At 71.0% G+C, this 21,236-nt stretch carries 21 protein-coding genes; 14 read left to right on the top strand and 7 right to left on the bottom strand.

Going from position 1 to position 21,236, the window contains the following annotated elements; translation table 11 throughout:
- The first annotated feature begins 5 nt into the window (after nt 1-5).
- From F1C12_RS07885 to F1C12_RS07860, 6 genes are all read left to right on the top strand, one after another.
- Entirely contained in the window at nt 6-761 is a 756-nt protein-coding gene (locus F1C12_RS07885; RefSeq protein WP_185278225.1) for a DUF1684 domain-containing protein, read from the top strand.
- A gap of 65 nt (nt 762-826) precedes the next feature.
- Complete coding sequence (locus tag F1C12_RS07880; RefSeq protein WP_258046166.1) at nt 827-2,326, top strand: ABC transporter substrate-binding protein; 1,500 nt, start codon at nt 827-829, stop codon at nt 2,324-2,326.
- A gap of 90 nt (nt 2,327-2,416) precedes the next feature.
- Nucleotides 2,417-3,379 (top strand): ABC transporter permease, encoded by a 963-nt coding sequence (locus F1C12_RS07875; RefSeq protein WP_185278224.1) that lies wholly within the window; start codon nt 2,417-2,419, stop codon nt 3,377-3,379.
- Nucleotides 3,376-4,254 carry an ABC transporter permease gene (locus F1C12_RS07870; protein ID WP_185278223.1) on the top strand — a complete coding sequence of 293 codons (879 nt, stop codon included), beginning with the start codon at nt 3,376-3,378 and terminating at the stop codon, nt 4,252-4,254. The genes F1C12_RS07875 and F1C12_RS07870 overlap by 4 nt, the downstream gene beginning before the upstream one ends.
- A complete protein-coding gene (locus tag F1C12_RS07865; protein WP_185278222.1) occupies nt 4,251-5,039 on the top strand; it encodes an ATP-binding cassette domain-containing protein in 789 nt (262 codons plus the stop codon). Before F1C12_RS07870 ends, F1C12_RS07865 begins: the two co-directional genes overlap by 4 nt.
- Nucleotides 5,036-5,800 (top strand): ABC transporter ATP-binding protein, encoded by a 765-nt coding sequence (locus tag F1C12_RS07860; protein ID WP_185278221.1) that lies wholly within the window; start codon nt 5,036-5,038, stop codon nt 5,798-5,800. The genes F1C12_RS07865 and F1C12_RS07860 overlap by 4 nt, the downstream gene beginning before the upstream one ends.
- 43 nt (nt 5,801-5,843) lie before the next feature.
- Here the strand turns inward: F1C12_RS07860 and F1C12_RS07855 are convergent, their stop codons facing one another.
- Together F1C12_RS07855 and F1C12_RS07850 are read right to left on the bottom strand one after the other, a co-directional pair.
- Nucleotides 5,844-6,467, bottom strand: coding sequence for an acetate uptake transporter (locus F1C12_RS07855; protein WP_185278220.1), 624 nt, complete (start codon nt 6,465-6,467; stop codon nt 5,844-5,846).
- 113 nt (nt 6,468-6,580) lie between these two features.
- Nucleotides 6,581-7,297 (bottom strand): TetR/AcrR family transcriptional regulator, encoded by a 717-nt coding sequence (locus F1C12_RS07850; protein ID WP_185278219.1) that lies wholly within the window; start codon nt 7,295-7,297, stop codon nt 6,581-6,583.
- 122 nt (nt 7,298-7,419) lie between these two features.
- Here F1C12_RS07850 and F1C12_RS07845 point away from each other — a divergent pair, with 122 nt between their 5' ends.
- Complete coding sequence (locus F1C12_RS07845) at nt 7,420-8,901, top strand: MFS transporter (RefSeq protein ID WP_185278218.1); 1,482 nt, start codon at nt 7,420-7,422, stop codon at nt 8,899-8,901.
- Nucleotides 8,902-8,910: 9 nt separating this feature from the next.
- On the opposite strand, the gene bcp is transcribed toward F1C12_RS07845, so the two are convergent.
- The 3 genes from bcp to aroA form a co-directional block, all read right to left on the bottom strand.
- Nucleotides 8,911-9,384: a thioredoxin-dependent thiol peroxidase gene (gene bcp, locus F1C12_RS07840; protein WP_185278217.1), complete on the bottom strand. Its 474-nt coding sequence runs from the start codon at nt 9,382-9,384 to the stop codon at nt 8,911-8,913.
- A gap of 96 nt (nt 9,385-9,480) precedes the next feature.
- Nucleotides 9,481-10,527, bottom strand: a complete 1,047-nt coding sequence (rsgA, locus tag F1C12_RS07835) for a ribosome small subunit-dependent GTPase A (protein ID WP_185278216.1) — start codon at nt 10,525-10,527, stop codon at nt 9,481-9,483.
- Complete coding sequence (aroA, locus tag F1C12_RS07830; RefSeq protein WP_185278215.1) at nt 10,528-11,892, bottom strand: 3-phosphoshikimate 1-carboxyvinyltransferase; 1,365 nt, start codon at nt 11,890-11,892, stop codon at nt 10,528-10,530. It abuts the gene before it with no gap.
- A gap of 172 nt (nt 11,893-12,064) precedes the next feature.
- On the opposite strand from aroA, the gene F1C12_RS07825 reads away from it, so the two are divergent.
- Both F1C12_RS07825 and F1C12_RS07820 read left to right on the top strand, forming a co-directional pair.
- Nucleotides 12,065-12,673, top strand: a complete 609-nt coding sequence (locus tag F1C12_RS07825) for a sigma-70 family RNA polymerase sigma factor (protein WP_185278214.1) — start codon at nt 12,065-12,067, stop codon at nt 12,671-12,673.
- The gene (locus F1C12_RS07820) at nt 12,670-12,915 is read left to right on the top strand and encodes a zf-HC2 domain-containing protein (RefSeq protein ID WP_179607524.1); all 246 of its coding nucleotides are present in this window, start codon (nt 12,670-12,672) and stop codon (nt 12,913-12,915) included. The genes F1C12_RS07825 and F1C12_RS07820 overlap by 4 nt, the downstream gene beginning before the upstream one ends.
- Before the next feature lie 72 nt (nt 12,916-12,987).
- Here the strand turns inward: F1C12_RS07820 and F1C12_RS07815 are convergent, their stop codons facing one another.
- Nucleotides 12,988-13,767: a VOC family protein gene (locus F1C12_RS07815; protein WP_185278213.1), complete on the bottom strand. Its 780-nt coding sequence runs from the start codon at nt 13,765-13,767 to the stop codon at nt 12,988-12,990.
- 33 nt (nt 13,768-13,800) lie between these two features.
- Nucleotides 13,801-15,192, bottom strand: coding sequence for an MFS transporter (locus F1C12_RS07810; protein ID WP_185278212.1), 1,392 nt, complete (start codon nt 15,190-15,192; stop codon nt 13,801-13,803).
- 118 nt (nt 15,193-15,310) lie between these two features.
- Here F1C12_RS07810 and F1C12_RS07805 point away from each other — a divergent pair, with 118 nt between their 5' ends.
- The 5 genes from F1C12_RS07805 (at nt 15,311) to F1C12_RS07785 (ending at nt 21,192) form a co-directional block, all read left to right on the top strand.
- Nucleotides 15,311-16,246, top strand: coding sequence for an HAD family hydrolase (locus F1C12_RS07805; protein WP_185278211.1), 936 nt, complete (start codon nt 15,311-15,313; stop codon nt 16,244-16,246).
- Between the two features lie 104 nt (nt 16,247-16,350).
- Nucleotides 16,351-18,708, top strand: coding sequence for an arylsulfatase (locus F1C12_RS07800; RefSeq protein ID WP_185278210.1), 2,358 nt, complete (start codon nt 16,351-16,353; stop codon nt 18,706-18,708).
- Nucleotides 18,709-18,761: 53 nt separating this feature from the next.
- Nucleotides 18,762-19,868, top strand: a complete 1,107-nt coding sequence (locus F1C12_RS07795; protein WP_185278209.1) for an epoxide hydrolase family protein — start codon at nt 18,762-18,764, stop codon at nt 19,866-19,868.
- A 23-nt stretch (nt 19,869-19,891) separates the two neighbouring features.
- Nucleotides 19,892-20,791, top strand: a complete 900-nt coding sequence (locus F1C12_RS07790; RefSeq protein ID WP_185278208.1) for a phosphotransferase family protein — start codon at nt 19,892-19,894, stop codon at nt 20,789-20,791.
- Complete coding sequence (locus tag F1C12_RS07785) at nt 20,788-21,192, top strand: arsenate reductase ArsC (protein ID WP_185278207.1); 405 nt, start codon at nt 20,788-20,790, stop codon at nt 21,190-21,192. The genes F1C12_RS07790 and F1C12_RS07785 overlap by 4 nt, the downstream gene beginning before the upstream one ends.
- The last annotated feature ends 44 nt before the right edge of the window (nt 21,193-21,236 follow it).

The following is a 21,236-nucleotide window of genomic DNA, read 5'->3' as shown; positions in this document are numbered from 1 at the left end:
CTGTTATGGCCGATATCGTGACTGAACTCTCCGCTCCGGCGCTCGCCTCCCCGTCCACCATCCGTTCCGCCGAGGCCGGCTACGCCGACTGGCGCGCCTGGCGGCTCTCGTCCGTCGCAGCCCCGACCGGCAACCTGGCGCTCATCGAGACGCGCTGGCTGCCCGAGGGTGACGAGACCACCGCGGAGCAGGCGCTCGCCGGGCACCCGGAGACGGTGACGGCCACCGAGCTGAGCCGCCGCAACCTCGACACCGGCGCGCCCGAGCGCGGGATCCGGCTGTGGGATGCGGCTTCGCCCGCGATCCGCGCGTTCGAGACGATCGACGCGTTCCCGTTCGACCCGTCCTGGATCGTGGAGGCCACCTTCACCCCGGTGAGCGACGAGCGCACCATCCCGTTCGAGCACATCCGCGACAACGGCCTCACCCGCGACCTGGTCGTGCCGGGCGACATCACGTTCTCGCGCGAAGGCGTCGACTACACGCTCAGCGCGTTCGACGACGACGGCACGCTGCTGCTGGTCTTCGGCGACCCGACCAACGGCGACGACGGCCCTGGCGGCACCTACGCGTCCGGCCGCTTCCTCTTCGTGACACGGGAGGGCGACCGCGCCGTTCTCGACTTCAACCGCGCCTTCGTCCCCCCGTGCGGCTTCTCGGACCAGTACAACTGTCCGCTGCCGCCGCGGAACAACCGCTTCCCCGTCCCCGTGACCGCGGGCGAGCAGCGCGTCGTGCTCCGCGACGGCGCCGCGCACTGAGCCTCCGGCTCACCTCTGCTTCACCCCCTCGCACACCCCACTCCACACAGCACAGGAGAACTCCGTTGAGAAAGACCCCCCTGCTCGCCACGATCGCGATCGGCATCGCCGCCTCCCTGGCGCTCGCCGGCTGCTCCGGCGCGTCCTCGTCGTCGTCCGCCGGCGCCGACGCGTCGATCGCCGTCGGCTCGCTCTACGAGCCCGTCAACCTGGACAACACCGCCGGCGGCGGCCAGGGCGTCACCGAAGCCCTGAACGGGAACGTCTACGAGGGCCTGTTCAAGCTCACCGACGACGGAAAGGTGCAGCCGCTGCTCGCCACGAAGTACACGACGAGCGCTGACGGTCTCACCTACACCTTCACCCTCCGCGACGGGGTGAAGTTCCATTCCGGCAAGCCGCTCACCAGCGAGTCGGTCAAGACGAGCATCGAGCGCGTCCTCGCGACCGACTCCCAGTCGGCCCGCAAGTCGCAGCTCGCCGTCATCTCCGGCATCCAGACCCCGGACGACAAGACCGTGGTCATCTCGTTGAAGTCGCGCTCCATCTCGCTGCCGTACAACCTCAGCTACGTCTGGATCTACGGCCCTGGCACCACGAACTACAAGACGGCGGAGGACGGCACCGGCCCCTACACGCTCGGCACCTGGAAGCGCGGCAGCTCGCTCAGCCTCGAGCGCTGGAACGGCTACTGGGGCGCCAAGGCGAAGAACAAGGAGGTCGTCTACGACTACTTCACCGACGCCAGCGCCCTCTCCAACGCCCTGCTGACCAACCAGGTGGACATCGTCACCAGCATCCAGAGCCCGGACTCGCTGACGCAGTTCGAGGGCAACAAGAACTACACGATCAGCAATGGCAAGTCGACCACGAAAGAGCTCCTCGCCTTCAACGACAAGGTCGCGCCCTTCAACAACGCCGAGGTACGCAAGGCGGTCTACTCGGCGATCGACACCAAGAAGCTGCTCAGCTCGATCTGGGGCAAGTACGGCACGCTCATCGGATCGATGGTCCCGCCGAGCGACCCCTGGTACGAGGACCTGACCAAGGTCAACCCGTACGACACCGCGCTGGCGAAGAAGGAGCTGGCCGCGGCCGGCCTCCCGAACGGCTTCAGTTTCACGCTCGACACCCCGACCTACGACCCGCACCCGGCGGTCGCGGAGTTCCTGAAGAGCGAGCTCGCCAAGGTCGGCGTCACGGTCAACATCAACTCGATCTCGGCCGACCAGTGGTACACGAAGGTGTTCAAGAACCACGACTTCACCGCGACCCTGCAGGAGCACGTCAACGACCGCGACGTGGTCTGGTACGGCAACCCCGACTTCTACTGGGGTTACGACAACCCGCAGGTCACCGCGTGGGTGAACGAGGCCGAGCAGTCCTCCACCACTGCGGAGCAGACGGCGAAGCTCAAGCTCGTCAACGAGCAGATCGCGAAGGACGCCGCCAGCGCGTGGCTGTACCTCTACCCGCAGATCGTGGTGGCGTCGAGCTCGGTGAGCGGCTACCCGGTCAACGGGCTGAACTCGCAGTTCTACGCGTACGACATCACCAAGAAGTAATCCTCCACAGGACGACGCGCGAGACGCGTTGTCCACCGATGCTCGGGAGGCCCGCGAACGGGTCTCCCGAGCATCTACGCTGAAACGATCATGACCTCCTATCTCCTCCGCCGCACCGCGTTCCTCGTGGTGTCCCTGCTGCTGGCGATGGTCGTGCTGTTCTTCCTGCTGCGCGTCCTGCCGGGCGACCCGGCGAACGCCCTGCTGTCGGCCAGTGCGACGCCCGATCAGATCAAGGCGGCGCAGGAGCAGGTGGGCAGCAACCTCCCGCTGCCCGAGCAGTTCGCGAACTGGTTCGGTTCCCTGCTGACGCTGGACCTCGGGCACTCGTTCATCACGTCGCTGCCGGTGGGGCCCGAGATCGCCTCGCGGCTGGCGGTGACCATCCCGCTCACGCTGATGGCGTTCGTGCTCGCCCTCGTGCTCGCCCTGCCGATCGGGTTCGTCGCCGCCTGGAAGGCCGACCGCTGGTACGGCCTGGTGCTGTCCGCCTTCTCGCAGCTCGGCATCGCGGTGCCGGTGTTCTGGGTGGGCATCCTGCTCGTGGACGCGTTCGCGGTGAACCTGCGCTGGTTCCCGTCCGGCGGGTTCCCGCGCGACGACTGGGCCGACCCCGCGGCCGCGCTGCAGTCGCTCGCCCTCCCGGTCATCACGATCGCCATTGTGATGAGCGCCTCCATCGCCCGGTACGTGCGCAGCGCGACGCTCGACGTCATCGGAAGCGACTACCTCCGCAACGCCCGTGCGCTCGGCTCCGGGTTCGGGAGGGCGATGTGGCGGCACGGGCTGCGCAACGGGTCCGTGCCCGTCATCTCCATCCTGGGGATCGAGCTGGCGACGACCTTCCTCGGCGCGGTGGTGGTCGAGAGCGTCTACACGCTGCCGGGCCTCGGCAGCATGCTGCTCACCGCGATCCAGCAGCACGACTACCCGGATATCCAGGGCATCCTGTTCGTCTCGACGCTGCTGGTGCTGATCGTGGGCTTCCTCGCCGACATCGCGCAGCGGCTGATCGACCCGCGGCTGCGGCAGAGCATCTCGGGCAATCGATGAGCGCGGTCGTCCAGCAGGCGGCGCAGACGGCGCCGGATCCGCGGGAGCGGGCCCGCCGTCGTGCGCGGCGGTCGGTGACCCTCGGCATCGGACTCACCCTGGTCGGCATCGTGGTGCTCGTCGCCGCACTGTCGTTCGTATGGCTCCCGTTCGCGCAGGGCGACACCTCGGGAGGCCGGCTGCAGCCGCCGGACGGCACGCACTGGCTGGGAACCGACCGGTTCGGCCGCGATCTGACGACGCAGCTCATGATCGGCGCGCGCATCGCCCTGTCCGTCGGCGTCGGCGCGGTCGCGATCGGCGCGGTCATCGGCGTCACGATCGGGATGCTGGCCGCCTTCGCGACGCGCTGGCTGGACGACACCATCTCGGCCGTGCTGGACATCATCATCGCCTTCCCCGTGCTGCTGCTCGCCATGCTCATCGTGGCCGCGCAGGGCGCCTCGCTCGGCACGGCCATCCTGGCCATCGGCCTGGCGATGTCGGCGGTCGTCGCGCGGCTCACGCGCGTGCTCTCGAAACGTGTGCTCGGGCAGCAATACGTGACCGCGGCGCGCACCTCGGGCACGTCGTGGGGCGGGATCGTCGCCCGGCACGTCCTCCCGAACATCTGGCCGACGCTCGGCGTCAACCTCGCGCTCCAGTTCGGGGTCGCCGTGCTGGCGGAGGCGAGCCTGTCGTACTTGGGGCTCGGCGCGCCGCCGCCGAACGCGTCGTGGGGCCGGCTGCTGCAGGAGGCCCAGGGGACCGTCGCCGTCGCGCCGGTCGGGGCGATTGCGCCGGGCATCGCGCTCGTCGTGCTGGTGGTCGGAGTGAACTTGGTGGCCGACGGCCTGCGCGACGTGGCCGACCCGACGCGGAGGAGGTCGCGATGATCCTCGACGTGCAGAATCTCGGGGTGACCGCCAAGGACGGCTCTCCGCTCGTGTCCGACGTCTCGTTCCGTCTCGACGCGGGGGAGCGGCTGAGCCTGATCGGGGAGTCCGGGTCGGGCAAGTCGCTGACCTCGTTCGCAATCACGGGTCTCCTGCCGGACGGCCTGACGGCGACCGGGAGTGTTCAGCTCGCCGGCGTCCAGGTGGTCGGCGCGAAGGAGCGGGCGCTGGTCCCGCTGCGCGGGCGCACCGCGTCGACGGTGTTCCAGGAGCCGCTGACGGCGCTCGACCCGCTCATGCGCCTGGGCGCCCAGGTCGCCGAGCCGCTGCGCCGGCACCTCGGGCTGCGGGGCGCCGCGCTGCGCGACGCCGTCCACGCGGCGCTGGAGGAGGTGCGCCTTCCCGATCCGGAGCGGATCGCCCGCGCGTACCCGCACGAGATCTCGGGAGGCCAGCGGCAACGCGTCGCGATCGCCGCCGCGCTGGCCTGCCGCCCGCAGCTCCTCATCGCGGACGAGCCGACCACGGCGCTGGACGTGACCGTGCAGGCCGACATCCTGGCGCTTTTGGACTCCCTCGTCGCCGAACGCGGCATGGCGCTGCTGTTCGTCAGCCACGACCTCGCCGTGGTGTCGCGGATGACCGAGCGCGCGCTGGTGCTGCGGGCCGGGCGCGTGGTCGAGGAGAGCACGATCGAGCGCATCCTGACTTCCCCGGCCGACCCGTACACGGCCGAGCTCGTGCGCAGCGCGCGCGAACTGGACGCCGCCCTGGAGGTGCGATGACCGCCGTCCTCGAACTCCGCGACGCAGGCTTCCGTTACCGCCGGGCGAGCGCCCCGGCGCTGGAGGGCGTCTCGTTCGCCGTCGAGCCCGGGCGCAGCGTCGGCTTGGTGGGGGAGTCCGGCGCGGGCAAGACCACCGTGCTGTCGCTGCTGCTGGGACTCGCGAGCCCGACCTCGGGGAGCGTGCTGTTCGACGGGAGGCCGCTCTACCGGGGCGACCGGGCGTTGATGCGGGAGTTCCGTCGCAGCGTGCAGACCGTGTTCCAGGATCCGTACTCGTCCCTCGACCCGCGCCAGAGCGTCGGGAGGATCGTCGGCGAGCCGCTCGCCTCGCTCCGGATCGCGTCGGGAGCCGACGCCCGCTCGCGGGTCGCTGAGGCGCTGCGCGCTGTGGCCCTGCCGGACGACGCGGCGAGCCGCTACCCGCACGAATTCTCGGGAGGCCAGCGCCAGCGCATCGCCATCGCACGTGCGATCGTCTCTCGCCCGCGCATCCTCCTCGCCGACGAACCGGTCAGCGCGCTCGACGTGACGACGCGGATCCAGATCATCGACCTGCTCGGCGAGCTCGCCCAGCAGGAGGGGATGACGGTGGTCATGGTCTCGCACGACCTCAGTGTGGTCGCGACGCTCTGCGAGCAGACGGTCGTGCTGCGCGACGGTCGCGTGGTGGAGCAGGGGCCGACCCGGGAGGTCCTCGGCGCGCCGCGCGACGCGTACACGCAGCGCCTGATCGCGTCGGTGCCGCGGCTGCCGGCGTAAGTGGCGTGGTGGTGCGGCGGCTGCGTGCCGCGATCCCATCGTTTCAACTGCGCGGCCACACCGGAAGCACCTGGCGCTTCCACGTCGCGTTCGTGACGCCCGCCCACGAGGTGTAGAGCGCGACGGCCGCCGTCGCGAGTCCGAGGCAGCCTCCGACCCTCGTCGCTCCCGTCGCGCCCGCCAGGTCGCCGATCGTGAGGGCGACGAACGTCAGCGTCAGCAGCACGAACACCGCCAGCGTGGCCCCGTTGGTTTTCGCCGCGGCGACCGTCATCAGCGCAGTGAAGATCGTCCAGGCCAGGAGGAAGAAGCCGACGCCGAGGGAGCCCGCCTCCTCGGCCAGGCCGGGGGCGGTGCGCAGCCACCAGAACGACAGCCAGAAGGCGCCGTACGACGTGAACGCGGTGGCGCCGAAGGTGTTGCCGCGCGCGAACTCCCACAGGCCGGCCGCGAACTGGGTCAGGCCGCCGTAGAACAGGGCCATCGCGACGGCCGTCGCGCCCGCCTCGCCGACGAGTCCCGCGTTGGCGAGGCTCAGCAGCATCGTGGTCAGCGCGAACGCGGCGAGGCCGAGCGGGCCGGGGTCGGCGACCTCAGCGCGGGCCGGGGACGCGGCCGGGGCCTGGGTCGTGGGGTGGGCGATGGTCCGCTCGGCGGTTGCGCTCATGGGGTGCACTCCTTCGTACGTGGCCGGCCGGAAACGGCCGCCCCTCGACATTAGAATGCCAGATCGCAGATTGCAAACACCTATGATCACTCCGGCGACCGGACGGCACGGGACTACGGCCGGCGGAGACCGTCCAGCAGCAGGTTCAGCGTGAAGTCGAAGCGCTCGTGGCCGCGGCCGGAGGTCAGCTCGTCCGCGTGCGCCACGGTGTTCGGGAAGCGCTCGGCGGGCAGCATCCGCAGGCGCTCGGCGAGCTCGCCGCGGTCCCGCGACGGCTCGCCGTCCCGCTCCTCCGCCCGCGTCCGGAGCGCGACCTCCAGGCTGTAGGCGCTCACGTAGAGGAAGGCGGCGTCGATCGTCCAGGCCGCATCCAGGGGTGCGACTCCCGCCGCGAGCAGGATGGCGAGCAGGCCCTCGCTGATCCGCATGGTCTCCAGGCTTTGCGGCGCCGCCGTGAATGCCGCCGCCGAGATGCCGGGGTAGCGCAGGTACTGGTCGCGCAGCCCTGCGCACACGGCCAGGAACTGCGCGCGCCACTGGTCGACCGACGGGGTCGGCAACGGGACCTCGGCGCAGAGCCGGCCGATCAGGAGGTCGTCCAGCTCCGCCTTGCTGCGCACGTGCGCGTACAGCGACGCGGGGCCGGTGCCGAGCAGCACGGCGACGCGGCGCATCGTGAGCGCTTCGTAACCCTCCGCCTCCACGATCCCGAACGCCGCGTCGATGATCCGCTCCGCGCTCAGCGGCGCCTTCCGGGCGGGGGAGGCCGGTGCGTCCAGGCGGGCGATGTCGGCCGCCCAGCGGTCGCGGGACGGGGTCCGGTCGGTCATGCGGCCAGCCTAGCAGTTGACACGAACGTCGTTCGGTTGTAGAACAGTGATCGTTGAACGAACACCGTTCGACACATCGAACGACAACCCGATCGACCCGACCATCCCCGGAGGACCCCGCCATGACCCCTCAGCACCTCGCGAGCGAGTCCCCGGCTTCCACGCGCCGCACACCGCAGTCGCTCCGCGAGGCGTGGCCGGCGCTCGCCGGGCTCTCCGCCGTCTTCCTCTTCGAGATGCTGGACAACTCGATCCTCAACGTCGCTCTGCCCACCATCGGCCGCGAGCTCTCCGCCTCCACGGTCGCCCTGCAGTGGGTCACCGGCGTCTACGCCGTCGTCTTCGGCGGCCTGATGCTGGCCTTCGGCGCCGTCGCCGACCGCTTCGGGCGCCGTCGCGTCATGCTGGTCGGCCTCGGGCTCCTCGCGCTCGCCGGCCTCGCCACCGCGTGGGTGACGACGGCGGAGCAGCTCATCGCCGTGCGCGCCGCGATGGGCATCGCCGCCGCGATGACCACGCCGGGATCGGCCGCCCTCGCTTTCCGCCTGTTCGGCACCGAGAGCCTGCGGGTGCGGGCGATCACCCTCATCTCGACGGTCGGCCTCGTCGGCCTGGCCGTCGCTCCGACACTGGGCGGCCTCGTCCTCGCGGTCGCGCCCTGGCAGGTCCTGCTGCTGGTCAACGTCCCGATCGCGCTGTTCGCGATGGTCGGGATCCGGTTCGGGATCGCGGCCGACGATCCCGCGACGCTGCACCGTGCGCCGGCCGACCTCCTCGGCGGCGTGCTCGGGACGGCGACGATCGTGCTCGCGCTCGTCGCCCCGACCCTGTTCGTCGACGCGGGGGCCGGGTCCTGGGCGCCGTGGGCGGCCTCCGCCGCCGCCGTGGTGTCCGCCGTGCTGTTCGTGCTGCGCGAGCGCAGCGCGGAGCATCCGCTCCTCGACCTGGGCCTCGTGCGCCGTCCGCTGGTGTCGAGCGGACTCGCCTACAAGGCCGCGACCGGGCTGGCCATGGCCGGGATGGGCTACCTCGTCACCCTCCAGCTCCAGCTGGACTGGGGCTGGCCTCCCGCCCTCGCCGCGCTCGGCCTGCTGCCGCAGGTGGCCGTGCTGCTCGGTCTCGGCCCGTTCGTCGACCCCTTCGTCAAGAAGGTCGGCATCGTCCGGGCGGCGTGGCTGAGCTCCACCGCGGTCGTCCTGGGGCTGGCGGTCTACACGGCCCTCGGCCGCCTCGGGTACGTCTGGGTCGCGCTCGCGCTCGTCCTGGTCGCCGCGGGCCTGCGCGTCAACGGCGTCGTCGCGGCGGTCAACGTGATCGGCGGCCTCCCGGAGAACCGCACCACCGTGGGCGCCGCCCTCACGGACACCGCGTCGGAGGTGGCCTCTGCGCTCGGGATCGCCCTCGCGGGCACGGTCCTCGCGTCGCTGTTCGCCGGGGACATCGCCTCGGCGCACTGGACCGTCGCCCAGACCACGCAGTTCCAGGACGCCGTGACGCTCGCGGGAGCCGTGCTCACCGCCGCAGCGGCCCTCCTGGTGCTGTTCGGCGCCACGCGCGGGCGCCGCCGCACGGGCGATGCCCGCGCGAGCGACGCCCCTGCGTGAACGGCCAGGTCAGTCCAGTCCGAGCTTCTTCCGCAGCGACGCCACGTGGCCGGTCGCCTTCACGTTGTAGAGCGGCAGGCGCACGGTGCCGTCGGGGTTCAGCACGAAGGTGGAGCGGATGACGCCCGTGACCGTCTTGCCGTAGAGCTTCTTCTCGCCGTACGCGCCGTAGGCGTTGTGCACCGCGAGGTCCTCGTCGGACAGCAGCGGGAAGTTCAGGCGCTCCTGCTCCTGGAACTCCTTGTTCTTGGCCGGGACGTCCTTCGAGATGCCGATGACGCGGTAGCCGCTGGAGGCGAGCGAGTTCAGGTTGTCGCGGAAGTCGCAGGCCTCGGTGGTGCAGCCCGGCGTCATGGCGGCCGGGTAGAAGTAGACGATCACGTTGTCGCCCGAGAAGTCGGAGAGCGAGACGGCGTTGCCGTCCTGATCGCGGAGCGTGAAGGTGGGCGCGGGCTGTCCCGCTTCGAGTCGAACCTCAGTCATGAGACCATTCTGCCCCGACTGTCGAAGGGCACGTAAACGCCCCTAAAACCACCTTTTAGGGGCGTTTACGTGCCCCTCGGCGTCGGACGGTGCCGGTCAGCGGGCGAAGGTGGCGAGGAGGCGCTGCAGGGAGTCGAGGCGGGCGCGGCCGGTTTCGCCGAGCCGGCCCTCCTCGACGGCCTCGATGATCGCGCAGTCCGGCGCGTCCGGCAGGTGGGTGCAGCCGCGCGGGCAGTCCTCCGCGATCGCGGCCAGGTCGGTGAACGCCTTCAGGATGCTCGCGGTGTCCACGTGGCCGAGCCCGAACGAGCGCACGCCGGGGGTGTCGATGACCCAGCCGTGGCCTTCGGCGTTCTCCACCCGCAGCGACACCGTGGAGGACGACGTGTGCCGCCCGCGCCCCGTCACCTCGTTGACGTGGCCGGTCGCACGCTTGGCGCCCGGCACGATCGCGTTCACCAGGGTGGACTTGCCGACGCCGGAATGGCCGACCACCACGGTGTCGTGGCCGACCAGGGCGGCCGTGATCTCGTCCACCGGGATGTGGTCCTCGCGGCTCGTGAACACCGGGAGGTCGAGGCCGGCGAAGTTCTCCAGGAACGGCGCGGGGTCGGCCAGGTCGATCTTGGTGACGCACAGCATCGGCTCGATGCCCGCGTCGTACGCCGCGACCAGGTAGCGGTCGACCAGCCGGGTGCGCGGCTCGGGGTTCGCCGCGGCCACCACGATGAGCATCTGGTCGGCGTTGGCGACGATGACGCGCTCCACCTCGTCGGTGTCGTCGGCGCTGCGGCGCAGCAGGGTCGAGCGCGGCTCGATGCGCACGATGCGGGCGAGCGTGCCCTCCTCGCCGGTGGTGTCGCCGACGACGGCGACGCGGTCGCCTGTCACGATCGCCTTGCGTCTCAGCTCGCTCGCACGGGCGGCCGTGACCTGCCGCTCGTCGGCGGTGTCCTCGTCCAGCAGGACGGTGTAGCGGCCGCGGTCGACGCCGAGGACGCGCGCGATCTCGGCGTCCGCGTGCTCCGGCCGGGTCTTGGTCCGCGGGCGGTTGCCCTTGGGGTTCGGCCGGGAGCGGATGTCCGCCTCGTCGTAGAGGTCGTACTCGTCGTCCTCGTCGTCGTCATCCGACCACCACGACATCTACGCCGCCGAGCCTTCTGCCAGCATCCGGGTCCAGAGCTGCGGGAACTGCGGCAGGGTCTTGGCGGTGGTCGCGATGTTCTCGATCTCCACGCCGGGGACGACCAAGCCGACGATCGCGCCGGCGGTCGCCATCCGGTGGTCCTCGTAGCTGCGCCAGACCCCGCCGGTCAGCGGTCGCGGCTCGATGCGGAGTCCGTCCTCCAGCTCGGTCACGGCGCCGCCGAGGCCGTTGAGCTCGGCCGCGAGGGCGGCGAGCCGGTCGGTCTCGTGGTGGCGGATGTGGCCGATGCCGGTGATCTCGCTCGTGCCGTCGGCGAAGGCAGCGATCGCCGCGATCGCCGGGACGAGCTCGCCGCCGGTGGAGAGGTCGATCGAGATCGGCCGGATGCGCTCCGGGCCGGTCACGGTGAGCCGGTCGCCGTCCTTCGACACGGTCGCGCCGAACAGCGGCAGCAGGTCGGCGAGGTCGGCGCCCACTTGCGTGGTCGACTCCGGCCAGCCGGTGACCGTGACGGAGCCTCCGGTCACGACCGCGGCCGCCAGGAACGGCGCCGCGTTGGACAGGTCTGGCTCGATGTCGACATCGAGCGCGCCGATGCCGCCGGGCCGGACGATCCAGCGGCCGACTTCGGGCGACTCCACCGTCACGTCGCGCGCGGCGAGGGCGGCGATGGTCATCTCGATGTGCGGGAGGCTCGGGAGGCGCTCGCCGGAGTGCGTCAGGTCGAGGCCCTCCTCGAACCGGCTCGCCGAGAGCAGCAGAGCGCTGACGAACTGGCTGGAGCTGGACGCGTCGATGCCGATGGCGCCGCCGCGCACCGTGCCGGTGCCATGCACCGTGAAGGGGAGCGCGCCGCGGCCGTCGTCGTTCACGTCGACGCCCAGCGCTCGCAGCGCGGCGATGATCGCGCCCATCGGCCGGCCGCGCGCCGAGTCGTCGGCGTCGAACATGGTCGGGCCGAGCGCGAGGCCGGCCACCGGTGGCACGAACCGCATCACGGTGCCCGCCTGGCCGCACTCGATCGTGGTGCTGCCGAGCAGCTCCTCCGCCGGCGTGATCAGGAAGTCGGCGCCGAACTCGCTCGCGCCCGGCTGCTCGACGATCGAGACGCCGAGCGCCCGCAGCGCCTCCACCATGTTCGCCGTGTCGCGCGAGTGGAGCGGCGCGCGCAGCAGCGACGGGCCGTCGGCGAGGGCCGAGAGCACCAGCTCGCGCGCGGTCAGCGACTTGGAGCCGGGCAGCGACACGGAGGCCGTGACCGGGCCGCCGGCGACGGGCGCCGGCCACAGGGTGTTCGGCTCCTCGGTGCGGTTGTCGCCGTACGGATCGAAGTCGGGGGCGGAATATTTCGAGATCAGCATTGTTGTCAAGGTTATCCGTGATCGAGCCCGAAGGAAGGACCGGCCCGTGCCCGCAGCAACCGCTGTCCTCGACCTCCCGCGCACCCCTGCGCTGGCGCCGTCGAAGGCCCGGCCCTCCCGCGTCACGCGACGCCGGGTCGCTCAGCGGTCGCCGCAACTAGACTGGCCCCTGATGAGCACCGAAACCGAGGACAAGGGCGCGCTGTTCGAAGAGCAGGCGCTTCCCTTCATGGACCAGCTCTACGCGGCCGCACTGCGCATGACGCGCAACCCGTCGGACGCGCAAGACCTCGTCCAGGAGACGTACGTCAAGGCGTATGCCGCCTTCGCGCAGTTCCAGCAGGGCACGAATCTGAAGGCGTGGCTGTACCGCATCCTCACCAACACGTTCATCAACACCTATCGCAAGAAGCAGCGCGAGCCGTATCAGGGGACGATCGACGAACTCGAGGACTGGCAGCTCGGAGGCGCGGAGTCGATCTCCGCGACCTCCAGCCGCTCGGCCGAGGCGGAGGCGATCGACCACCTGCCCGACAGTGCCGTCAAGGACGCGCTGCAGGCCATACCGGAGGACTTCCGGCTGGCCGTCTACCTCGCCGATGTCGAAGGGTTCTCCTACCAGGAGATCGCCGACATCATGAAGACCCCGATCGGCACCGTCATGAGCCGCCTCCACCGCGGCCGCCGGATGCTCCGGGAGCTTCTGACCGACTACGCGCACGAGCGCGGGCTCTCCGCCGTCCAGAGCCCGGCCGTGCAGACCACCAGGAGAACGAAATGACCGACTGCGGCTGTGAGAAGGCGAAAGCCGAACTCGAGGAGTACCTGCGCAACGAGCTCTGCAACGAGGATGCTGCAGACGTCCGTGAGCACCTGGCGAACTGCGACGGCTGCTCCAGCGAGGCGCACCTGAACGTCGTGCTCACCGAGGTCGTGCAGCGCGCGTGCAAGGAGACGGCCCCCGAGACGCTGCGCACCGAGGTACTGCTGCGCATCCGGTCGTTCCAGGCGTCGGTGCACTGAGGCCGCGCGATTCGTCACGAATGTCGACTCTCGCGCGCTGAAACGCGCGATTCGTGACGAATGTCGGCCGGCTCAGGCGATCGACCCCGGGACCTCGTGCAGGAAGAACAACCCGCCCAGCGGGTCGGTGACCTGCGCGAAGCGGCCGAACTCGCTGTCCCACGGGTCGCGGATGGCTGTGCCGCCGAGTTCGACCACCCGCGCGACCGCCGCCGCCGCGTCCTGGACGCCGAAGTACACCACCCAGTGCGACGGCACGTCCGGTGGCAGCATCCCGTCGGCGTCGAACACTCCGCCGCTCGGGGCGTCGGGGTCGCCGAAGGTCTGGTAGCGGAAGTCGGCGGTGTCGCCGAGCACCTGGGTATTCCAGCCGAAGACGCGCTTGTAGAACTCCACCTGCTCCGCGAAGCTCCGGGCGTACAGCTCGTGCCAGGACAGGCCGCCCACTTCGGCGACGAGCTCGAAGCCGCGGTGCTGCTCGGGCTCCCAGAGGCCGACGACCGCTCCGCCCGGGTCGGCGACGACCGCGAGCCGGCCCTGGTCGCCGACGGCCATCGTGGGGGAGAGCACCTGCGCGCCCGCGTTCGCCGACGCCTTCTCGCCGGCGTCGGCGTCCTCCACCAGCAGGTACGTCAGCCACGCGTTCGGCTGCTGGCCCTCCATCGCCTCGCCCATCCCGGCGACGAGGTGCCCGTCGCGGCGGAAGGTCACATATCCGCCGTACTCGCCGCCGCCGGTCTCGGCGGTCCAGCCGAACAGCGACGTGTAGAACTCCTGGGCGCGGGGGAGGTCGGTGGTGGCGTAGTCCACCCAGCAGGGCTCACCGAGGCGGTGCGTGGTCACGACGGTCATGGCGTCAACGTACGCCCGGCGGCGGGCGCCCGGCTAGGGAGCCGCCGTCGCCGACCGCGGCAGCAGCAGCGCCGCGATCAGGCCGGTCGCGCCGAGCACCGCGACCACGGCCATCGCGATCCCGTACGCCTCGCCTCCGAGCGCGAGGTTCGCGACCAGGATGGTGCCGGCGATGGCCGTGCCGAAGGTCGAGCCGAGGTTGGAGACGCTGCGCGAGAGGCCGGAGATCTCGCCCTGCACGCTCTCGGGGAACGCCGACTGCACCACGTTCACCGACGGTGTCAGCATCAGGCCGAGCCCGGCGCCGATGAGGAACAGCCCCGGCACGAACGGCCAGCCTCCCGTCGTCCCCGCGGCCAGCCAGATCAGCAGCACCACGCCGGGCACGCACAGCACGAACCCCGTGACGATCAGCCCGCGCTGCGAGAACCGGCGCGCCAGTCTCCCGGCCAGCAGGGAGGTCACCAGCAGCCCGACCGTCGCGGCGGTGAAGATCACGCCGGTCTGGATGGCGTTGTATCCGCGCACCACCTGCAGGTACGCCGACACGGTGAACGAGGTGCCCATCAGGATCACCCACTGCAGGTTCTGCGTGATCAGCGCGAGGTTCGACACCCGCACCCGGAACAGGCTCGTGGACAGCAGCGGCGCCCTCCCGGTCCGCTCGCGCCGCCGCACCCAGAGGAAGAACCCGACCAGGATCGCGACCCCGGCGAGCACGAGCACGATCATCAGCGGGACGCTCGTGTCGGCCGCGAGGATGCCCATGACCAGCACGAACAGCCCGAGCGCCGAGAGGATCGCGCCGACGACGTCGAACGGCCGCTTCGGGTCGGCGGGCAGCGGGTCGGTGAGCGAGCGGCTGAGCAGCAGGATGACCACGATGACCAGGGCCTGGAACAGGAAGGCCGCGCGCCAGCTGATCCCGGTCGTGATCAGCCCGCCGATGAGCGGTCCGGCCGCGGCGCCCACGCCGCCCATCCCGCTGATGATCCCGAACGCCACGGCACGGGTCGGGATGTCGGGCAGGCAGATCGTGGTGAGGATGTAGACCGGCGGGATGAGCATCGCCGTGCCGATCCCCTCCAGCAGCGAGTTTCCGAGGATGACGGCCCACAGCCCCGGCGCGAGCGCTGTGATGACCGCGCCGACCCCGTAGACGATCAGGCCGATGACGAAGCTGCGCTTTCGGCCGATGTTGTCGGTCAGCTTGCCCATCGGGATCATCAGCGCCGCCATCGTCAGCAGGAACAGCGTGATACTGACCTGGATGCCCTGGACGGTCGTGCCGAGGTCGCGCGACATGTCGTTGATCATCACGTTCATGTTCGAGCCGGCGAAGCTGCAGATGAACTGGGCCAGCGCGAGGGGTGCGATGATGCGGCGGATGGTGGCCTGCGAGGCCGCTGCGGTCGTTCCGGTCATGTCGGCTCCCGGGGTTGGTCGCTGTCGCTGTGTGCTTCCGGCGGGATGGTACTGCCGCCGGATCGGCCGGTGCAATCGGGGTTGCCGCCAGCCCCTGGCGCTCCTTAGCCTGGCGCCCATGACCGACCTGGCGCCCACGACCGACCTGGCCTCCTGGCGTCCGGGACCGACCAGGGACGCGATCACCGGATTCGTCTCGGCCGTCGTCGACGGCCCAGACGCCGTTCCCGAAGCCGAGCGCATCGCCGTGTTCGACAACGACGGCACCCTGTGGACCGAGAAGCCGATGCCCACGCAGCTCGCCTACGTCGTCCAGCAGTGGACGGCGGCCGTCGCCGCGGACCCCGGCCTCGCCGCGCAGCAGCCGTACACCGCGGTGCGGGACGGCGACCTGGCGTGGCTCGGCCGCGCCGTCGACAAGCACTACGCCGGCGACGACAGCGACCTGCGCGTGCTCATCGCCGCCCTCGTCCGCACGACGGCCGGCGTCAGCGTGCACGACTACCACGCGTCCGTGGAGGCGTTCTACCGCGACGCCCGGCACCTCACCCTGCAGCGCTCGTACGCGAACGCCGTCTACCAGCCCATGGTCGAACTGCTCGACTACCTGGCCGCCAACGGCTTCGACTGCTATATCGTCTCGGGAGGCGACCGCGATTTCATGCGACCCATCAGCACCGCCTACTACGGCATCCCGCCGGAGCGCGTCATCGGCTCGGCGGTCGGGCTCACCTACGACGGGGAGTCGAACGACGTCCGTTACGGGACGGCCTTCGACTTCTTCGACGACGGCCCGGAGAAGCCGATCCGGATCTGGACGCGGACGGGCCGCCGGCCTCTCCTGGCCGCAGGGAACTCCAACGGCGACCTGCCGATGCTGCGCTTCCCGCGGAGGCACCCGCGCTCGCTGAGCCTGCTGATCCACCACGACGACGACGGCCGGGGAGACCTGCCGTACGACACGGGAGCTGAGGAGGCGCTCGCCGCCGTGGAGGCCGACGGGCTGACGCTGGTCAGCGTGCGCGACGACTGGAGCACCGTCTTCGTCGAGTGAGCCGACCCGCCGAGATCCGCCACGACGGTCCTTGCCGCGATTCGACGCCCGGAGTTAGGGTGCGGCCGTCCGGCCACGTCCGGCCGGCGCCGAAAGGGGAGGCAATGCCCGCTCAGTTCCGAGGCCGGATCGACCTCGACATCCGCGACTCCGAGCCCGACTGGACGCCGTTCGAGCCGCCGAAAGCGCCGGACGGCGCGCCCAACGTCGTCATGATCGTGCTCGACGACGTGGGATTCTCGGCGATGAGCTGCTACGGCGGCCCCATCGAGACCCCGAACATCGACAGGCTCGCCGACTCGGGCGTGCGGTTCACCCAGTGGCACACCACCGCGCTGTGCTCGCCGACGCGCTCCGCCCTCCTCACCGGGCGCAACCACACCCGCAACTCGATGGCGTGCATCACGGAGGCCGCGACCGGGTTCCCGAACGCGAGCGGCACCATCCCGCCCGAGAACGGCATGCTGTCCCAGATCCTGGGCGAGCAGGGCTGGAACACCTACGCCCTGGGCAAGTGGCACCTGTGCCCGTCCGACGAGATGAACCTGGCCTCCACGCGCCGGAACTGGCCGACCGGCCGCGGCTTCGAGCGGTTCTACGGCTTCCTCGGCGCCGAGACGAACCAGTGGTATCCCGACCTCGTCTACGACAACCACCCGGTCGACCAGCCCGCGACGCCCGAGGAGGGGTACCACCTGACCGCCGACCTGACGGACAAGGCGATCGAGTTCATCGTCGACGCGAAGGCGGTGGCGCCTGACAAGCCGTTCTTCCTCTACTACGCGCCCGGCGCGTGCCACGCCCCGCACCACGCACCGAAGGAGTGGATCGACAAGTTCGAGGGGCAGTTCGACGGCGGCTACGAGAAGATCCGCGAGGAGACCCTGCAGCGGCAGATCGCGCTGGGGCTGGTGCCGGAGGACACCGACCTGCCGCCGATCAACCCGATCGGGACCCCCGAGACGCGCAGCGGCCCGGACGGGCAGCCGTTCCCGGCTCTCGACTACACCAAGCCGTGGGACACCCTCGGCGACGACGAGAAGCGGCTGTACGCGCGCATGGCCGAGGTGTACGCGGGCTTCCTCGCGCACGCCGACCACCACATCGGACGGCTGCTCGACTACCTGGAGGAGTCCAGGCACCTCGACAACACCCTCATCGTGCTGGTCTCCGACAACGGCGCCAGCGGCGAGGGCGGCCCGGACGGCTCGGTCAACGAGAACAAGTTCTTCAACGGCATCCCGGACAGCCTGGAGGAGAACCTGGCACTCCTGGACGAGCTGGGCGGCACGAAGACGTACAACCACTACCCGACGGGCTGGGCGATGGCCTTCAACACCCCGTTCAAGATGTGGAAGCGCTACGACTACAACGGCGGCACGGCCGACCCGTGCATCCTGTCGTGGCCCAAAGTGCTCGGGCACGGCGGCGAGCTCCGGCACCAGTACCACCACGCGGTCGACATCGTCCCGACCGTGCTCGATCTGCTCGGGGTGGAGGTGCCGGAGCAGATCGGCGGCTACGTGCAGTCCCGGATGGACGGCGTCAGCATGCGCTCGGCGGTCGCGGACGCCGACGCCCCCTCCGCCCGCCACGTGCAGTTCTACGCGATGCTCGGCTCCCGGTCGCTGTGGCACGACGGCTGGAAGGCGGTCTCGACCCACCCGGTGATCAGCGGCTGGAGCCACTTCAACGACGACACCTGGGAGCTGTACCACACCGACGTCGACCGCTCCGAGAGCCACGACCTCGCGGCGGAGCATCCCGACAAGGTACGCGAGCTGGTCAACCTGTGGTTCGCCGAAGCGGGCGCGAACCAGGCCTTCCCGCTCGACGACCGCTCAGCGCTGGAGATCCTGCGGACTCCGCGGCCGCAGCTCACGAGCCCGCGCAACCGCTACATCTACCGGGCGGGCGGCGCGGAGATCCCGGAGACGCAGGCGGTCAACGTCCGCAACCGGTCGTACGTCGTCGCGGCACACGTCGACCTGCCCGACCCGGGAGCCGAAGGCGTGCTCTTCGCGCACGGAGCCCGGTTCGGCGGCCACGCGCTGTACCTGCGGGACGGCAGGCTCCACTACGTCTACAACTACGTCGGCAGCCTCGAGCAGCGCGTCGACGCGACGGAGGATCTGCCCACCCGGAGCGATCTCATCCTCTCCGCCTCGTTCGACAAGGACGGCGAAGAGGCCCCGGGCGTAGCGACCGGCATCCTGAGCCTGTACCACGGCGACCGCAAGGTCGGCGAGGGCCGCATCAAGACCCAGCCGGGGATGTTCAGCCTCGCCGGCGAGGGACTGTGCGTCGGCTACGACGGCGGCGAGCCGGTGACCGACGACTACCCGGGCGAGCGGCCCTACCGGTTCGCCGGCGGCACGCTGCACCGCGTGATCGTGGACGTCAGCGGCGATCCGTACGTCGACCTGGAGCGGGAGGCCGCTGCGATGCTGGCCCGGGAGTAGCCGGTGCGGGCCCGGCGGTTCCGGCTGTCGGGCCCCGCGGCTAGGTTGGCGGCATGGCCATCGACGACTTCCGCCTCCACGTGCCCGACGACGTCCTCGCGGACCTGAGGGACCGTCTCGCCCGCACGCGCTATCTGCGCTCGCCGCGGCCCGGCTGGGAGGGCGGCCCCGGCGACACGGAGCTGCGCGCCCTGGTGGACGGCTGGCTGGCGTTCGACTGGCGCGCGGAGGAGGAGCGGCTGAACGCGGTCGAGCAGCACGTCGCAGAGGTGGCAGGGCACCGCATCCACTTCGCCCGCGTGCGCGGCGCCGGCGACGGCCCGCACACCCCTCTGCTGCTCCTGCACGGCTGGCCGAGCGCGTTCGTGGAGTACTTGCCGCTCGCACGGCTGCTCTCGGATTCGTTCGACGTCGTGATCCCCTCGCTGCCCGGGTTCGTGTTCTCCGAGCCGCTCGAGCCGCCGCTGACCCGGCGCGCGATCGCGGACGCGCTGCACGGGCTGATGACAGAGGCGCTCGGTTTCGACCGCTACGCGACGTTCGGCGGCGACATCGGCGGGGGAGCCTCCACCTGGCTCGGCGTCGACCACCCGGACAGCGTCGTCGGCATCCAGCTGCTGAGCGGGCCGTTCCCGGAGGGCGACCCGGTCGGCGAGGAGGAGGCCCGCTACCTCGTCGCGCTGGACGAGTACGACCGCCTGGACGGCGGCTACAGCGAGATCATGCTCACCCGTCCCGACACCATCGCGGCGGCGCTGAACGACTCGCCGGCCGGACTCCTCGCCTGGATCGCCGACAAGTGGCACGACTGGATCGACACGGACTCGGACGGGACGTGGCAGCGCGTGGTCGACTCCGGCATCCTCTACACGATCGCGACGCTGTACTGGACGACGGAGAGCATCGGGACGTCGTTCCAGCAGTACTACGACTACGATCGCAACCCGCCGCGCCCGCCGCTCGCGTCCCCGGTCGGCGTCTACCTCGCGCGGGAGCCTGCCATGGCGGGCTTCCCACGCTCGCTGGCCGAGCGCGCGGCCCCGCGGCTCGAGGAGTTCGCGCAGGCGCCGGCGGGAGGCCACTTCGCGGGGTTCGAGCATCCCGAGGCGGCGGCGGAGGCGATCCGCGGTTTCCACGCGCGGCTGCGGGACGAGGGCTGACGCCGGTCGCCTATCGTGGAGGTGTGGTCGAGACCGGTTTCGTGACACCTGGGCCTCGGGTGTTCGCGGAGCTCGTCGCGGGGGCGCTGAGAGCGGCCGGGGAGGACACGCGTCCCGATCCCCGAAGCGTCATCGAGCACGGGTCCGCGAACCTCGTGGTGCTCGCCGGCCGGACCGCGGTGCGCGTCGGCCGCGACCCGCAGGCCTCCGCTCAGCTGGAGCGGGCGCAGCGGCTCATCGACGCCCTCCCCGAGCTGCCGTTCGGGGTGCCGCGGTCGGTGGCGGAGCCGGTCCGCGCCGGAGGGCTGACCGCCATCGCGCAGCGGCGAGTGCCGGGGGAGCCGCACCCCAGCGGAAGCGGCGACCCGGAGCAACTCGGGCTTCTGCTCGCGAGCCTTCGCGCTGTCCCGCTCGAGATCGTGGACGTACACCTGGCGCCTCCGCGCGTCTTCATGGGAGGCGACGCGTGGCGCCGCCTCATGCACGAGGAGGCGATCCCGCGCCTGGACGCCGCCGTGCGACCGCGCGCGGAACGGATCGCCGACGCGCTCTCGGCACTGGAGCCGCCGGCGGAGGCGGTGCTCACCCACGGCGACCTCGCGGGAGCCAACGTGCTCTGGTCGGACGGGCGGGTCGCGGGTGTGGTCGACTGGGACCTGGCCAGCGCCGGCGATCCCGCCGAGGACGTCGCCGCCCTGGCGACGTGGCACGGCTGGGAGGCGCTGCGCGGTGTGGTCGACGCCGACGTCGAGCGCCGCGCCCAGGTGATCGCGGCGACGTATCCGCTGCAGCTGGTCTGCTTCGGGATCGCGCACGGCCGACCCGACGTGGAGGTCTCCCGCGCGGTCGACCGTGCGAACCGGCGGCTCGCGGCTCAGACCGATGTCACCCCCACCACCCACGAACCTGGAGACCCCGCATGACCGACACCGCCCCCACCGTCCTCTTCGTCTGCGTCCACAACGCCGGCCGCTCGCAGATGGCCGCCGGCTACCTGAGCGCCCTCGGTGGAGACGGGGTGCGCGTGCTGTCCGCCGGCTCCGAGCCCGCTGACCGGCTCAACCCCGTCGCCGTGCAGGCGATGGCCGAGGAGGGCATCGACATCGCCGGGAACACTCCGGCGATCCTCACGACCGAGGCGGTGAAGGAGTCCGACGTCGTCATCACCATGGGGTGCGGCGACACCTGCCCGATCTTCCCCGGCAAACGCTACGAGGACTGGGACCTCACCGACCCCGCCGGGCGTCCCATCGAGGAGGTGCGGCCGATCCGCGACGAGATCAAGGGCCGGGTGGAGGCGCTGCTCGCGGACCTGCGCGGCTAGCGGAGGAGATCCGCCCCGGAACACCCCCGAAACGCAGACACCGG

The sequence above is a fragment of the Leifsonia shinshuensis genome, from assembly GCF_014217625.1.
GTDB lineage: Bacteria > Actinomycetota > Actinomycetes > Actinomycetales > Microbacteriaceae > Leifsonia > Leifsonia shinshuensis_A.
The sequence above is the reverse complement of the archived record's forward strand: the minus strand, read 5'-3'. Positions and strand labels throughout refer to the sequence as shown.